The organism is Corynebacterium sp. HMSC08C04, from assembly GCF_001807495.1.
In the GTDB taxonomy this organism is placed as follows: Bacteria; Actinomycetota; Actinomycetes; order Mycobacteriales; family Mycobacteriaceae; genus Corynebacterium; species Corynebacterium simulans.
The window spans coordinates 200,391-215,289 of the sequence record NZ_KV789229.1 but is presented as its reverse complement, the minus strand read 5'-3'; the positions used below and the strand labels follow the sequence as shown (position 1 = coordinate 215,289).

Annotated in this window: 16 protein-coding genes; 8 read left to right on the top strand and 8 right to left on the bottom strand. The window is 60.3% G+C overall.

Annotated elements, in window-relative coordinates; translation table 11 throughout:
• Window positions 1-32: 32 nt before the first annotated feature.
• On the bottom strand, window positions 33-506 hold the full coding sequence (gene dut / locus HMPREF3169_RS10945; RefSeq protein WP_061922873.1) for a dUTP diphosphatase: 474 nt from the start codon (window positions 504-506) through the stop codon (window positions 33-35).
• A gap of 70 nt (window positions 507-576) precedes the next feature.
• Between dut and HMPREF3169_RS10940 the strand changes: the two genes are divergently transcribed.
• Complete coding sequence (locus tag HMPREF3169_RS10940) at window positions 577-1,113, top strand: DUF3093 domain-containing protein (RefSeq protein ID WP_082785783.1); 537 nt, start codon at window positions 577-579, stop codon at window positions 1,111-1,113.
• Between the two features lie 131 nt (window positions 1,114-1,244).
• Here the strand turns inward: HMPREF3169_RS10940 and HMPREF3169_RS10935 are convergent, their stop codons facing one another.
• Window positions 1,245-1,535 carry a DUF4193 domain-containing protein gene (locus HMPREF3169_RS10935; RefSeq protein ID WP_061922875.1) on the bottom strand — a complete coding sequence of 97 codons (291 nt, stop codon included), beginning with the start codon at window positions 1,533-1,535 and terminating at the stop codon, window positions 1,245-1,247.
• 108 nt (window positions 1,536-1,643) lie between these two features.
• On the bottom strand, window positions 1,644-2,507 hold the full coding sequence (locus HMPREF3169_RS10930) for an inositol monophosphatase family protein (protein ID WP_070456520.1): 864 nt from the start codon (window positions 2,505-2,507) through the stop codon (window positions 1,644-1,646).
• 35 nt (window positions 2,508-2,542) lie between these two features.
• Here HMPREF3169_RS10930 and ppgK point away from each other — a divergent pair, with 35 nt between their 5' ends.
• Window positions 2,543-3,343, top strand: a complete 801-nt coding sequence (ppgK, locus tag HMPREF3169_RS10925; RefSeq protein ID WP_062040438.1) for a polyphosphate--glucose phosphotransferase — start codon at window positions 2,543-2,545, stop codon at window positions 3,341-3,343.
• A 197-nt stretch (window positions 3,344-3,540) separates the two neighbouring features.
• Window positions 3,541-4,977: an RNA polymerase sigma factor gene (locus HMPREF3169_RS10920; protein WP_070456518.1), complete on the top strand. Its 1,437-nt coding sequence runs from the start codon at window positions 3,541-3,543 to the stop codon at window positions 4,975-4,977.
• Window positions 4,978-5,119: 142 nt separating this feature from the next.
• On the opposite strand, the gene HMPREF3169_RS10915 is transcribed toward HMPREF3169_RS10920, so the two are convergent.
• The 5 genes from HMPREF3169_RS10915 to HMPREF3169_RS10895 all read right to left on the bottom strand — a co-directional run bounded on the left by HMPREF3169_RS10915 (window position 5,120) and on the right by HMPREF3169_RS10895 (window position 9,406).
• Window positions 5,120-5,863 carry an ABC transporter permease gene (locus HMPREF3169_RS10915; protein WP_070456516.1) on the bottom strand — a complete coding sequence of 248 codons (744 nt, stop codon included), beginning with the start codon at window positions 5,861-5,863 and terminating at the stop codon, window positions 5,120-5,122.
• Window positions 5,864-5,867: 4 nt separating this feature from the next.
• Window positions 5,868-6,614 (bottom strand): ABC transporter permease, encoded by a 747-nt coding sequence (locus tag HMPREF3169_RS10910; RefSeq protein ID WP_062040432.1) that lies wholly within the window; start codon window positions 6,612-6,614, stop codon window positions 5,868-5,870.
• On the bottom strand, window positions 6,611-7,525 hold the full coding sequence (locus tag HMPREF3169_RS10905; RefSeq protein ID WP_062040427.1) for an ABC transporter ATP-binding protein: 915 nt from the start codon (window positions 7,523-7,525) through the stop codon (window positions 6,611-6,613). Before HMPREF3169_RS10905 ends, HMPREF3169_RS10910 begins: the two co-directional genes overlap by 4 nt.
• A gap of 73 nt (window positions 7,526-7,598) precedes the next feature.
• The gene (locus HMPREF3169_RS10900) at window positions 7,599-8,276 is read right to left on the bottom strand and encodes a response regulator (protein ID WP_061922898.1); all 678 of its coding nucleotides are present in this window, start codon (window positions 8,274-8,276) and stop codon (window positions 7,599-7,601) included.
• Window positions 8,273-9,406 carry a sensor histidine kinase gene (locus tag HMPREF3169_RS10895; RefSeq protein ID WP_235591049.1) on the bottom strand — a complete coding sequence of 378 codons (1,134 nt, stop codon included), beginning with the start codon at window positions 9,404-9,406 and terminating at the stop codon, window positions 8,273-8,275. Before HMPREF3169_RS10895 ends, HMPREF3169_RS10900 begins: the two co-directional genes overlap by 4 nt.
• Before the next feature lie 221 nt (window positions 9,407-9,627).
• Between HMPREF3169_RS10895 and HMPREF3169_RS12840 the strand changes: the two genes are divergently transcribed.
• From HMPREF3169_RS12840 to HMPREF3169_RS10875, 5 genes are all read left to right on the top strand, one after another.
• Window positions 9,628-9,930: a glycerate kinase gene (locus HMPREF3169_RS12840; protein ID WP_235591050.1), complete on the top strand. Its 303-nt coding sequence runs from the start codon at window positions 9,628-9,630 to the stop codon at window positions 9,928-9,930.
• 71 nt (window positions 9,931-10,001) lie between these two features.
• On the top strand, window positions 10,002-11,024 hold the full coding sequence (locus tag HMPREF3169_RS10890) for a transcriptional regulator UriR (RefSeq protein WP_061923628.1): 1,023 nt from the start codon (window positions 10,002-10,004) through the stop codon (window positions 11,022-11,024).
• The gene (locus tag HMPREF3169_RS10885) at window positions 11,021-11,950 is read left to right on the top strand and encodes a ribokinase RbsK1 (RefSeq protein ID WP_061922904.1); all 930 of its coding nucleotides are present in this window, start codon (window positions 11,021-11,023) and stop codon (window positions 11,948-11,950) included. Before HMPREF3169_RS10890 ends, HMPREF3169_RS10885 begins: the two co-directional genes overlap by 4 nt.
• 25 nt (window positions 11,951-11,975) lie before the next feature.
• Window positions 11,976-13,445 (top strand): uridine transporter UriT, encoded by a 1,470-nt coding sequence (locus HMPREF3169_RS10880; protein WP_070456514.1) that lies wholly within the window; start codon window positions 11,976-11,978, stop codon window positions 13,443-13,445.
• A gap of 30 nt (window positions 13,446-13,475) precedes the next feature.
• Window positions 13,476-14,414, top strand: a complete 939-nt coding sequence (locus HMPREF3169_RS10875; protein WP_061922910.1) for a uridine-preferring nucleoside hydrolase UriH — start codon at window positions 13,476-13,478, stop codon at window positions 14,412-14,414.
• The last annotated feature ends 485 nt before the right edge of the window (window positions 14,415-14,899 follow it).

Genomic DNA, 14,899 nt, shown 5'->3' with positions numbered 1-14,899 from the left:
TAATTGTTCTCCAAACTTTTCTCGCGCGCTACCTAAACACCAGTGGAGCCATAGCCGCCGGTGCCGCGCACGGTCTCGTCGAGTTCTTCGACTTCCTCGAAATCGACCAGCTCCACGCGCTGGATGAGCAGCTGCGCGATGCGCATGCCGCGCTCCACGTGGAAAGTCTCGTGCAGGTCGTGGTTAATCAAGCAGACCTTAATTTCGCCGCGGTAGTCGGCGTCGATGGTGCCCGGCGTGTTGACCACCGAAACACCGTGCTTGGCGCCCAGGCCGGAGCGCGGGTGGACAAGGCCAACGGTGCCCAGCGGTAGTGCGACCGCGATGCCGGTTCCCACGAGGACGCGCTCGCCCGGGGCGATGTCGACCGATTCTGCCGCGCAGAGGTCAGCGCCGGCGTCGCCACGGTGTGCGCGCTGCGGCAGCGGCAGCTCCTTATCCAGACGGCGTACCTTGACAGGGCCGAAGGGGCTTGCAGGATCGATTAATGGGTTCGTCTCATTCACCCGCACTAGCCTACCGTGGTGTCACAACGGCTTCGCTAAAGCAGGGCCTGAGTGACTACACTTACTTCCCGTGTCTAAGAATTCTGCTTCCGCTTCCCAAACCGCAGCCGGCGTAGCAGGCAGCCCCGCGCCGGAGGTCCTCTACAGCGAGCGCCAATGGGTGCCGTGGTATTTCTGGTTCATGGCAGCCTTCGTCGTGGCGATTACCACCGCGACGGTCAGCCTGAACCGCAATATTTGGTGGATCATCATCCCGGCCGTGGTCTTAAGCGCCATCGCAATTTGGGTCATGGTTTCTTGGTCCGGCACCGTCCTGCGCGTGGAAAAGGATGCTGATGGCACCCGCTGGCTCGTGGTCAAAGACGCGCAGCTTCCCCACGATGTCGTGCAGCGCTCCATGGTGGTGCCAAAGTCGGCGCGCCGCAGCGCCCTTGGACCGCAGTTCGACCCAGCCGCCTTCCTGGTCACGCATGGCTGGATCGATGAGCACGTGATGCTGGTTCTGGATGATCCAGAGGATCCAACTCCGTACTGGCTCGTTGCCACCAAGAACCCACAGCAGGTGCTAAATGCCTTCTTAGATCCGGCAGATCGCCCTAACACTTAAGAGCCGCAAGCTCCCTAAAGGCAGCAAGACATAAAAATTCCCCTCTGCGCCGCTTACCCAAGTTATTGCTCCGAAAGGAACTATTGCTCCAAAGGGTAAGTCGCCCGCAGAGGGGAATTTGTTTTTCTCGCCTATGCGCAGTCGAGGCAGATCGGCTGACCGTCTTCCTCGTGGGACAAGCGCTTGTTGGATTGCACCAGGAAGCAGGAAGAGCAGGTGAACTCGTCTTCCTGACGCGGGATGACGGTGACGTTGAGTTCCTCACCGGTGAGATCCACTGTCGGTGGCTGGAAAGCCTCGACGATTTCTCCATCGTCGTCCATGCCGTTGTTGTCGGTTTCGGCAGCCTTCAGACCTTCGAGAGAGTCGGCTTCCAGCTCGTCTTCTACACGGCGACGCGGTGCGTCATAATCGGTGGCCATAGTGTACGCCCCTATTAGTCATGTGGTTGGGATAGGTATTTATCGTGCGCATCCTAAAACACATTTGCTGCGATGTCATACTCGCCCCGCCGCAGGCGGGTCAGATTCCTACCCCCGCAGTGGCTCTAGGGCACCATTTTCTTCGAGAAGCTGGGAAAATGCCGAGGCCAGGCTACCCCCGCAGGCCCAGGTTAATTCGCCGTCTTTTGCGCCTTTATTCAATCCTGGGCGATTAACTACAGCTCCGGCTTCAGCTGCGATGATGGCACCGGCGGCGCAGTCCCAGGCGTTAATTCCGTGCTCGTAGTAGGCGTCGACGCTTCCCTCCGCCACGCGGCACAAGTCGAGCGCGGCCGCGCCCATGCGACGAATATCACGTACCTGCGGAAGCAGTCGGCAAAGCAACTCCGCCTGCGCTTGGCGACGCCCCGCTGCATACCCAAAGCCCGTTGCCACCAGGGCTAGCGCAGGATCAGTTTCGGTGCGGCAGTGAAGCTTTCGTAGAGTGCCAGCGGACGTTTCTAGCGTGGCGCCGTAGCCCAGGGCCGCCGAGTAGAGGTCGCCGCGCACTACGTTGATGACGGCGCCGGCGACGATCTCGCCATCCACGGCGGCGCCGATGGACACCGCATACTCATTGATGCCATAGAGGAAGTTCACGGTGCCATCGATGGGATCGACAATCCAGGTAATGCCGGTGCTACTTAAAACGTCTGCGCCTTCCTCGCCCAAGATGCCGTCGCCAGGACGCGCGAAGACGATCTGCTCGGTGATAAAACGCTCAGTTGCTTGATCCACCTCGGTGACGGGGTCCACCGCACTCGACTTCGTCTGCGTGTGCGCGGCGAGACCGTCGGCGTCGATAAGCGCCGCTCTTTGCGTGCGAATACGTGCTGCGGCGGCACGGGCAGTAGCCGCGGCGAAATCGCGCAGCTCTTCGACGTTAATTACATCCCTATCAAAGCTAGCCATGCCAACAATTATGCATTTGCCTAGACTTGATGCCTATGACTGGCACTACAGCTGAAACCAGCACCGCAAACCACGCCGCCCCAGCCCAGGCGGAGCACTCTTTTGGCATCGACATCGGAGGTTCCGGCATCAAGGGCGCGGAAGTAGACCTAGCAAACGGCGAGTTCGTGGGCGAGCGTCTAAAGATTGCTACCCCGGAAAAGTCCACCCCGGAGGCCGTGGCGACGATCGTCGCGCAGATTGTGGCGGAAAAGAACTGGGAGGGCCCGGTGGGTATCACTCTGCCTTCCGTGGTGAAAGATCAGAAGGTGCTCAGTGCCGCCAACATCGACAAGTCCTGGATTGGCGTGGATGCGCAGGAGCTTTTCGCCCAGTACCTGGATCAGCCTTTCGTGGTGCTTAACGACGCCGACGCTGCCGGCCTCGCCGAGGTTGCCTACGGCGACGCGGTGGCGCGCACGGGCTCGGTCATCTTCCTGACCCTCGGCACTGGTATCGGCTCCGCGTTCCTGCTGGACGGCAAGCTCTTCCCTAATACGGAGTTGGGCCACATGATGGTCGGCGATGCCGAGGCTGAGCACCAGGCGTCCTCTGCTGTAAAGGAGCGCGAGGGACTGAAGTACAAGGAATGGGTCAAGCGCCTTGACCGAGTATTGGAAGAATACGAAAAACTTTTCAATCCCCACGCTTTCATCATTGGCGGCGGCATTTCCCGCAAGTGGGAAAAGTGGGGCGATAAACTCACCACTTCTACTCCCGTTGCCCCAGCGCAGTTGCGCAATCGTGCGGGCATCGTGGGTGCGGCTATGGCAGCCCAGCAGGGCCTTAAGCCGTAACAGCAATCACATAGCTAATCGACCCCAGTTAACCGCCTTAAAGGCAAGATCATCTATACTGGGCCGTCGATCCTTAATCTAAACAGCACGCGGCGTGCCTAACCCGCCCTGATGTGGCGAGCTCGTAGCATGGCCCCAAAGGTTGGACCTTGTCTAACCTTGCTGTTTTCAATCACAAGCAAGTCGAAAGGGCGTACGTGGCAGCCACTGATTCTTCAGACCAGGTTCTCGGCGAGGGCACTGATGCCGCCGAGGCATCTGCCCCTGTCAAGAAGACCGCCAAAAAGACGGCCAAGAAGACCGCGAAGAAGACCGCCAAAAAGACCGCGAAGAAGACGGCCAAAAAGACTGCTAAGAAGACGGCCAAGAAGACGACTCGCAAAACTGCGAAGAAATCTGCCAAGAAGACCGTCCGCAAGTCTGCGCAGAAGGCCGCGACCGCTCCTGAAGAAAAGCAGGAGAACCTCGAGACCGCTTCTGACGAGCTCGAGGACGAGCTGGTAGATGACGCCGACCAGGATGACGCGGACTTCGATCCGGATAGCGCGGACATGGACGATGACGAGTTCGGCGATGCTGAGGACGAGCTCGATGCGGATGAGGACGAAGAAGACGACGATGAGGACTCGTCCTCCGTCTGGGACGAGGAAGAGTCTGCTGCCCTGCGCCAGGCGCGCAAGGATGCACAGCTGACCGCTTCTGCTGACTCCGTCCGCGCTTATCTCAAGCAGATCGGTAAGGTCGCCCTCCTTAACGCTGAGCAGGAGGTCTCCCTGGCAAAGCGCATTGAGGCTGGCCTCTACGCGCAGTACCGCATGGATGAGATGGAAAAGGCACGCGCTGAGGGCGATAAGGCCGCCAAGCTCTCTCCTATGGAAAAGCGCGACCTGCGTTCCATCGCCCGTGATGGCCGCAAGGCAAAGAACCACCTGCTGGAGGCGAACCTCCGTCTGGTGGTCTCGCTGGCAAAACGCTACACCGGCCGCGGCATGGCTTTCTTGGATCTCATTCAGGAAGGCAACCTAGGCCTTATCCGTGCGGTTGAGAAGTTCGACTACACCAAGGGCTACAAGTTCTCCACCTACGCCACGTGGTGGATCCGCCAGGCCATTACCCGCGCTATGGCGGACCAGGCCCGCACCATTCGTATCCCGGTCCACATGGTTGAGGTCATCAACAAGCTGGGCCGCATCCAGCGTGAGCTGCTGCAGGATCTGGGCCGCGAGCCCACCCCGCAGGAACTGGCGAAGGAAATGGATATCACCGAGGAAAAGGTGCTGGAGATCCAGCAGTATGCTCGTGAGCCTATTTCCCTGGACCAGACCATTGGTGATGAGGGCGATTCCCAGCTGGGTGACTTCATTGAGGATTCCGAGGCAGTCATCGCTGTCGACGCCGTATCCTTTACCCTCCTGCAGGATCAGCTCCAAGACGTGCTCACCACCCTGTCTGAGCGCGAAGCCGGCGTCGTTCGCCTGCGCTTCGGCCTGACCGACGGCATGCCGCGCACTTTAGACGAAATCGGTCAAGTCTACGGCGTCACCCGCGAGCGCATCCGCCAGATCGAGTCCAAGACCATGTCCAAGCTGCGCCACCCATCGCGCTCTCAGGTTCTGCGCGACTACCTCGACTAAGAGGCCACGCTAGCCAAGGGCAAGCGACAAGACACACGCGCTTGCCGACGCCTCCCTCGCCTCCCCCCGTTAGCACTAAGCTGCGGAGGGACGCGAGGGCATTTTGCATCTGTGGCACAAGCAAGAGTCCCAAGGATGCGGCCTAAGCCTCAACGTCATGGGTTCGCAGCCAGACAACAGATGCAATCCAAGCTCCGATGACGAAGCAGATAGAAACAGCCATCCTGAACGCGATACCGCACACATCAGGAGTGTCATCTGCGCCGAAGGCGGTACTGCCGAGCGAAATCGTCGACGTAACCATAGCCGGTGGCAGCAGCATCGGGATGAGCCGAATACCGCTGTAGAGAATTCCAACTGAGGCAATCGCGCCCACAAGTGAAATCGCCACGGGCGTGGCAAAGCTGCGAAAGATCATCGAGAAGAAGGATTGCCAGGCCCCGACTGCGAACGCCGGGATGATTGCTAGGAACAGCGCGCTCAAGTTGAGAGGCGAAATCTCTCCCTGTATACCTAAGCCGCGTCCAATGCCTAATGCCAGCGCAATGAACACCGCCTGCATTAGCGCGATGAGGACCATGATGGAGAAAAACTTAGCCGCGACTACTTCTCCCGCCGAGCGCGGTGAGGTCAAAATAGTGTTCCAATTGTGGTTGCGGTGTTCTAGACGCCAGGCAGCTGCAGCGATGATGGCCACTCCCACAGTCATAAAGATAAGGCCGTAGAACAGCGTTGCTTGGGAAAGATAGCTTGCCCATCCGGCATTAAGTACCGCCAAGTTGGCGTGATAATTCGCGGCACCAATGCCGACTGCTATACACGGCACGAGGAAGGTGACAGCCCATACGTAGGAGCGTCGAAATTTCAGCAAGTCGATAGCAAACATGAACTTATTCCTCCTGGGAATCAAGCGTGCGACAAAGCACGGTGAAGATGACGGTTACAACGGCGATGAAAAGTGCCCATGGAATCCACAGTGGTTCGATGCTCACTAGGCCTTCGGGGCGGAAAGTAAATGGGGATAAGACTGCGTAGTAGCCGAAGGGATTAATGAGCGTGACCGCGGTTGGGGAAAGCATTCCTGCCACACCGAGGAAGCCGCCTACTACCCCAGTGCTGAGCACCACGAGCTGGGATTCCACGCGTGCTGCCTGCCACAAGAAAATCGCCATCAGTGCGCACGAGGTTCCATATAGACCAGCTGCTGTGAGAACCCATGTGCCGAGTGAATCAATCGACTGTGCGCCAAAGAGGAATGGAGTGGTCAAGACCGCGAGCAATTCAACTACCTTTACTGCGGCTAGGACAAGGGCTAAAGCTGCGAACTTCGCGCGGAGCAGACCACCGCGGCGGTACCCGGCGATGGAATTGAGCCGCCAGCCGCCGTGGAGATGCTCTACATCGGCTGCGCGGCTGGCTAACAATGCCACCTGCACCGGAGTGAGGAAAGCCGTCACCATGATGTAGCCAAGGAGATGCCCGCCCCATTGACTATGCGGATCTTGCTGAAATTGTTCGGCGGTGTGCTCACCCACCAGATTCATACTGGAAAAGGCAACGATGGCGAGCGTGACAGCAAGGGCAAGCGGCAGCATCCGGGTATGCCGCATCTTGGCATATTCATTCTGCAGCATCATTGCAAGCCACCTCGTCCCGTAATCGAAATGAAGATCTCTTCGAGACTGCGGTGCGTTCTTAGCACTTGGTAGATGGGCACGCCATGGTTGACGAGCTGCGCGCATGCCCCCGCGACGTCGCGCTCGCTTAAGTTCGGAACCCGAATACCACCTTCTACAAAGCGCACTGAGATACCCGCGAGTGCTTGCGCCGCTTCCTTGGGGTTCGGGGTTTCGATGAAGACTTCAGGCGGTTGGGAATGGAAAAGCTCCTGCTTTGTACCTTGGAAGAGCAACTGCCCGCGATTAATAATGGTCAGCTCACTAGCCATCTTTTCGATTTCCGAGAGAAGGTGGCTCGAAACCAATACCGTTCGCCCCTCATCGGCAGCGAGGCTGACGATGAGATTGCGAATCTCTTCAATACCGGCAGGGTCAAGGCCGTTCGTTGGTTCATCAAGGATCAGAAGCTGCGGGTTACGAATCATAGCCATTGCGATGCCGAGGCGCTGCTTCATGCCCAAGGAATAGTTCGCTACTTGCTTGTCCAGCTGCTTTTCCAGCCGCACGAGGTGCACTGCACGATCGACGTCTTCTGCCTCAGCGCGTAGAAGCCGCGCAGCGATGCGCAGGTTTTCTCGCCCGGTGAGGTGCAAATAGGCCGAAGGCTGCTCGATGAGCGAGCCGGTGCGGGCCAAGGCCCGGCTGCGCGTCTTAGGCCCGAAAGGCTCACCGAACAAGCTGATGCTTCCCTCAGTCGGCTTTGCCAGACCCAAAAGCATTTTCATGGTCGTGGACTTGCCCGAACCATTCGGCCCCAACAATCCGTGAACGACACCGTGGCCAATTGCCATATCAAGGCCGTCGACGGCCTTGAATCCCTTATATTCCTTGGTCAAACCCTGAGTTTCGACAACATATTCTGTGCTCATAACTCAATCGTTGCCCGGCGCGCCTACGCCGCACATCGCCGCGAGGCACGATTTTGCGAGTCATACCGGGGTATTAGGAGCTAAGCAGGTCAGCACGGGAGACAACTCCTGTGCGATAGGCGAAAAGGGCTGCGTGTGCGCGGTCCCTAGAACTCGTCTTGGCGAGTACTCGTCCAACGTGCGTCTTGACGGTCGGCATAGAGATGAACATCCGCTCACATATCTCTGTGTTTGACCATCCCATCCCGATTGCTTCAAGGATTTCTTGTTCACGGGCAGTCAGCGATTCAAGTACCCGACGGTCTGCGCCGCTAATACTCAGCGTGTCCGTGGAATCATCCCTCATACTGTGGACAAGGCGCTTTGTGGCGCGGGGTGAGATTACCGCGTCTCCGCGATAGACAGTGCGCAACGCGCTTAGTAGCTCCTCTGGCTCTGCGTCCTTGAGCACGAAGCCACTCGCTCCTGCTCGCAGCCCGGCTACTACATAGTCTTCGTCATCGAAGGTTGTCAGAATGATGACCTTCGTCTCCGGAAGAGTGGATGCGATCTCAGCGGTGGCGCTAATTCCATCGCGGACAGGCATCTGTACATCCATGAGCACCACATCAGCAGGCGTGGCCGCGCATTGGGTCAGCGCATCTTCGCCATCGTTTGCTTGCCAGATAACATCCATGTCTGGCTGCGAACTAATGATCTGGGCAATCCCGTGTAGGAAGAGAACCTGGTCATCTACCAATCCGACTTTCATTGCTTACTTCCTCCTCCTGTGGGTAACTCTGCTTCTACTATCCATGTGCCAGCATCACTGCGCTGTTGGAAGGTTCCTCCAACCAATTCCGCTCGTTCCTTCATGCCAGCAATGCCATGTCCCTCGCCTCGGGCATCACCCATGTATCCATTGCGCACCTCAAGGCGGACGATACCTTCAAGCCATTCGACTAGTACGTCTGCTTGCCCGCCACCATGTTTGTTCGCATTGGTCAAAGCCTCTTGGACAATTCGGTACAGACTTAGCGACGTCGCGGCGGAAAGCTCTTCAGGTGGCGTTCCTGCGCAGCGATATCCCACAGCAATGCCAGCGCTTCTAACGCTGTTAATGAGTTCTGAAAGATCACCGAATCCCGCCATCGGCTGAGTGCCGCGCTTTTCGCCTGTGCGCAGCAAGCCCACGACTCCCCGCATCTCCCTCAAAGAGGTCCTTCCCACGCGGGAAATAGACTTCAAAGCTTCTTCTTGCGCTTCCGTGTCTTTGGTGTAGAGCGCCCCATCGGCTTGGGCAACTATAACCGATAGCGAGTGCGTGACGACGTCATGGATCTCACGTGCGATGAACGCCCGTTGTTCCGTCGAGCTTTTCTCGAATTCCAGGCGTTGTTTCTCTAAAGCACGCGAAATCTCCCGTGTGCGTTCTTCCTCTGCTCTCCTACGCAGTTCACCCACAAGCATGCACACCGCAAGGACCAGTAGGCTCCAGCCCACGACGAAAAGGCGCCGCGCAATATCCTGTGCTGCTTCCTGTACCGTTTGGCTCACCCAAAATACGCCGATAAAGTCCGCAGCAAGCATCCCTATAGTCATTATTCGACGTAGGGGCTCTTCCAGCCTGCGGCGAATAATGTAGGCGACCTGCCCCGCAAGGATTATGATGCCTACGGTGAGTTCCACCTGGAACAGGCTGGCGAAGAGCACCACTGATGCAACGAAGACCACCAGGCGCGGCCACCGCCTGCTAATAATTGGCACTAGCACGACCAAGGCGATAATCAGGTAGTCAAAGAGCGGCCGGGACATCAGGTCCCTACCGATGAGAGACGCCGCTCCGCACAAAAGCGACACCGCAAGGTCACGAATCATTCGCCTATCAGAAAAGACTTCCACGCCTCTACGCTATCCGGTTCGACGAGTTAAGTAGTCATGCCTGAGTACGATTCCGTCGGCCATTTCTTCCCCAGGCCGGGTCTAAATAGACCTCCTTCCCCACAATTTCAGGCAGCCGAAGATTGGAAATCTGCGCCCCAAACTAATGTCTTGGGATACCGTGACGAGAGCAACATTGCAGAACAGCCTGATTCGAAATCCTCGCCGCCCGCCCCGCCGCGGTGACACACACCATAGAAGTCACCGGACCCGTCGGACAACAGGTCACCGCCCAGTGGGTCGAGTTCCCCGCGCGACGCCTCGCCGTCATCGAGATGGCCTCCTGCGCAGGCCTCTCCCTCGTGCCGCAGGACCTGCGCGACCCCGGCGCGACCACCATCCTCCTAGCCGCGCACATTCGCTTGCGCGGCTTCCGCGTTCCTATCCCTCAATGCCTGCGACCCCGTCGCTCCCCGCGGCGGGGTCGGAGCTGTTTCCACCCCCGCCAGAGTGCCCCCTTGCTGGAACCGGTGGTGAGGAAATAGGGTGGATTTAACAAATTGCAAACGTTTACATCAATCGTTTGCACACCACAGGGCGAAGCGGGGTGACCATCATGGCAGCAGAACACAGCCGTCCCACCCTCAAGGACGTGGCCCAGCGCGCCGGTGTCTCCATCGCCACCGCCTCCCGCGCCATGGCGGACAACCCCGCGGTGGCCACCACCACCCGCACGCGCATCCAGGCCCTAGCCGCGGAGATGGGATATCTCCCCAACGCCCAGGCCCGGGCCCTGCAGAGCTCACGCAGCAACACCATCGGGATAGTGGTGCCCAGCCTGATCAACCCCTATTTCGCCACCATGGTCTCCGCCGTGCAGAACGCAGCCGAGGGTGCCGGTCTGGCCACCATCATCACCAACACCGATGAGCGCCCGGAGACCATGGCCGCCTCCCTGGCCTTCCTTGCCAGCCACGGGGTGGACGGCATCATCTGCGTGCCCGATGAAGCCTGCGCGGACCAACTGAACAACCTGCACGCCCAGGGCATGCCCTTGGTCCTCATCGACCGAGAACTCACCGGATCCCCCATCCCCACCGTCATCTCCGATCCGCAACCCGGCATGGACGCCGCGGTATCGCTGCTGGTGGAGCACCATGCCCTGCCGATCGGTTACCTCTCCGGGCCGCTGAGCACCTCCTCGGGACGTGCCCGCCTGGAAGCCTTCCAGCAGGCCTGCCGGAACAACGAACGGGAACCGCAGCTGGTCTTCCGTGGTGGGTTCGAACAGGAGCAGGGCTATCAGGGTGCCACCCACCTACTCAACCACGGGGCCCGTGCACTGGTCGCCGGGGACACCATGATGACCATCGGGGTGCTCCAGGCCTGCCACCGGGCCGGCCTGAGTATCGGCGAGGGCATCAGCGTGATCGGTTTCGACAACCAACCCATCTTCGCCCTGCAACCACGGCCCCTGACGGTCATCGACCAGCAGGTGGACGTCATGGCCCGGCAGGCCTTCACCGTCCTGCACGGGCTGCTGACAGGCTCCAAAACTACCGAATCCACCCAGACGCACCTTGTCACACCCACTATCCTGATCCAGGGTGATTCCCTCATGAAAGGCCCACAACCATGACTGACATACCCGGTTCACCCGGTTCCATTGTTGTTGTCGGATCCATCAACGCGGATCTGACCACCACGGTCCACCGCCACCCCCACCCCGGTGAGACCCTCCTCGGCGGCGGTGGTGAGATCAGTGCCGGCGGCAAGGGCGCCAATCAGGCCGTGGCCGCCGCCCAGCTCGGTGCGGAGGTCCACATGGTCGGTGCGGTGGGTTCCGATACCATGGCCGACTCCGCCCTGGTGCACATGCGTGCCTCCGGCGCTGACATGTCCGCAGTCCACACCGTCGACGGCCCCACCGGTCTGGCCGTGATCACGGTGGCCGATGACGGTGAGAACACCATCATCGTCGTGCCCGGCGCGAATGCCAGCATGGACGCCGACTATGTGGACCGGCATGCCCGGCTCATTGAACAGGCCGGCATCGTCCTGCTGCAGGGTGAGATCCCCGCCGATGGTTTCAACCGCGCGGTGGACCTGGCGCAGGGTCGGGTGGTGATCAACCTCGCGCCTGTGGTCCCGGTCGGTCATGAGCAGCTGCGTCAGGCGGATCCCCTCCTGGTCAATGAGCACGAGGGTGCCCTCGTGTTGGAGATGCTCGGTGCACCCACCCCCGAAACCGATCCGTCCACCCTGGTGGCAGCCCTGCTGGGTCAGGGTTTCCCCACCGTGGTCATGACCCTCGGTGCCGATGGCGCCCTGGTCGGTGACGCCGAGGGCCTCACCGCGATCCCGACCCCCACCGTTGAGGCGGTGGACACCACCGGCAGTGGCGATGCGTTCGCGGGTGCGCTCGTCGCAAAGCTCGCCGACGGCCACTCCCTGGTGGAGGCCGCACGCTTCGCCGCCCGCGTCGGTGCGTTCGCCGCCACCCGCCGCGGCGCGCAGGCCTCCTACCCCACGCTTGTCGACGACCTACCCACAGTCACCGCTTAACTCCCCCACCGAAACGAGAGTAACCATGTCAACCACCATCGAACCGAAGAAAGCCCCGGCCGCTGCGATCATCCCGCTGATGATCGCCCTGCTGGTGGCGGTGTTCGCCTTCCAGCTCAATGCCTCCATGCTCGCTCCGGCCCTGGCCACCATGGAGGTCGAACTGAACGCGACCCCCGCCCAGATCGGTATGACCCAGACCGCGTTCTTCACCGCGGCCGCCCTGTTCTCCCTCTTCCTGCCGCGCTGGGGTGACCTCATCGGCCGCCGCAAGGTGCTGATCGGCATGATGATCGTCACCGGCATCGGCTGTCTCGTCGCGGCACTCGCCCCCAATGTCACCGTGTTGTTCCTGGGACGTCTGATCCAGGGTGTGGCCGGCCCCACCGTGCCGCTGTGTCTGATCATCCTGCGCCAGCATGTGCCCAATGAGAAGCAGTACGCACTACTGCTGGGTGTAATCACCTCCATCAACGGTGGTATCGGTGGCGTCGACGCGATCGCCGGTGGCTGGCTGGCGGAACACTTCGGCTTCCGGTCCATCTTCTGGGTCATGGCCGTGTTCTGCGTGGCGGCCGCCCTGGCCCTGTCCTTCAGTGTGAAGGAATCCACCGCCGAGACCACCCCGAAGATGGACTGGCTCGGTGTGCTGCCGCTCGCCGTGTCCATCGGTGCCCTGCTGACCGCCTTCAACGAGGCCGGCAAGCTTGCCGACGCCAACTGGTTCCTCGTCATCGCCCTGTTCGCCATCGGCATCATCGGCACCGTCGCCTTCTACAACATTGAAAAGCGTGTGAAGAACCCCCTGGTCAGCATCGAGTACCTCGGCCAGCGCCGCACCTGGGCGCTGCTGCTGACCACCCTGTTGACCATGACCGGCGTGTTCGCCATCATGAACGGTCTGCTGCCCAACCTCGCGCAGAACGCCACCCATGGTGCGGGCATGTCCGCCGGTGTGGTCTCCTGGTGGACCCTGACCCCGTATGCCCTGGCCGGCCTGGTCTTCGGGCCCGTCGCCGGTATTCTCGCCGGCAAATTCGGCTACAAGATCGTCCTGCAGATCGGTATCGCCGCCACCATCATCGGTGTCGCCGGTGCCACCTTCCTCGTGGGCAGCACCTCCAACCTGGCGTACCTGGGGATCTCCATCTTCGTGGGTATCACCTACGCCGGTATCGCCAACATCATGCTCAACGGACTCGGTGTGGTGCTCTCCCCCGCCGACAACCAGGGGTACCTGCCGGGGATGAACGCCGGCGCCTTCAACCTCGGTGCGGGTATCTCCTTTGCCATCCTCTTCGCGGTGGCCACCAGCTTCGGGGACAGCAACGGTGGGTACGCCGCCGGTATGTGGGCCGGTGTGATCATCCTGGCGCTGGCATTCCTGTGCTCCCTGCTCATCCCACGCCCGGAATCCATCACCGATACCGTGGCGGCCAGAAACCTGGCTGCCAATGCCACCGACACCACCGATACCGCCCCCGTGGGCAACTAACCCCGCGCTTTGAGAATTAGGAGTTTCACCATGACCACCAAGATCATCCTCGACTGCGATCCCGGACACGATGACGCCGTCGCCATGCTGCTCGCCCACGGCAACCCGGACATCGAGCTGCTCGGCATCACCACCGTCGGCGGCAACCAGACCCTGGCCAAGGTCACCCACAACGCCCGTGTCGTGGCCACCATCGCCGGCATGGACACCCCGATCTACCCGGGCGTGACCCGCCCGCTGGTCCGCCCCATCGAGGTCGCCGAGGACATCCACGGCGACACCGGCATGGAGATCAACAACTATGACCTCCCCGAGCCGACCGTGGGCGTTGAGGACACCCACGCGGTGGACTTCATCATCGACACGGTGATGAACAACGAACCGGGCACCGTCGCCCTGGTTCCCACCGGCCCGCTGACCAACATCGCGCTGGCGGTGCGCAAGGAACCCCGCATCGCCGAACGCGTCAAGGAGGTCGTCCTCATGGGTGGCGGCTACCACGTCGGCAACTGGACCGCCGTCGCGGAATTCAACATCAAGATCGACCCGGAGGCCGCCCACATCGTCTTCAACGAGTCCTGGCCCCTGACCATGGTCGGTCTGGATCTCACCCACCAGGCGCTGGCCACCCCGGAGGTGGAGGAAAAACTCGCCGCACTGGGCACCGCGACGGGCGACTTCGTCGTCGCACTTTTCGACGCCTTCCGCAAGAACTACCAGGACGCCCAGGGATTCGACAACCCACCCGTCCACGACCCCTGCGCCGTGGCCTACCTCATCGACCCCACCGTGTTCACCACCCGCAAGGCACCACTGGATGTGGAACTGTCCGGCGCGCTGACCACCGGCATGACCGTCGCCGATTTCCGCGCCCCCGCCCCGGAGGACTGCACCACCCAGGTGGCGGTGGAACTGGACTTCGATAAGTTCTGGACCATGGTCGTCGATGCGGTGAAGCGCATCGGTTAGGAACTCAACGCACTAGGGGGACGTGAATGTCCCATTACGTTGTTAGCAGTTCCACCCCAGGGCACCGAAGATTCAAAGCCCGTCCATCCGAATGGGCGGGCTATGTTTATGTCCGTTCCCGCCGTCTGAAAGGAAAGTGGAACTAGTCGCTGGCTTCGGTATGGCTTATTCCTGTCCCTGTCTCTGAAAATGATCCGGGGGTGATGCCGCCGAAGACAATGACATACTCAAACAGCTCAATAGGAACCTGGCCCGGCCCGGGTGGCATGAGGTTTCACAGTAATGTGGATGCCAGCGCAAGTATGTCCGACCACCCCAGCGATGAAGCTCATCTATTCAACTCCCTACTCATCGCTAGGAAGCACAGACTCATGGCCTATGACTTCGTCATTGGCATGGACGTCAGCGAATTCCTGGCCAGCGACGCCGACGCCTCAACGTCCTGTTCGCAATGATGCGCAGCGGAGAGCTCTACAGAGACATCC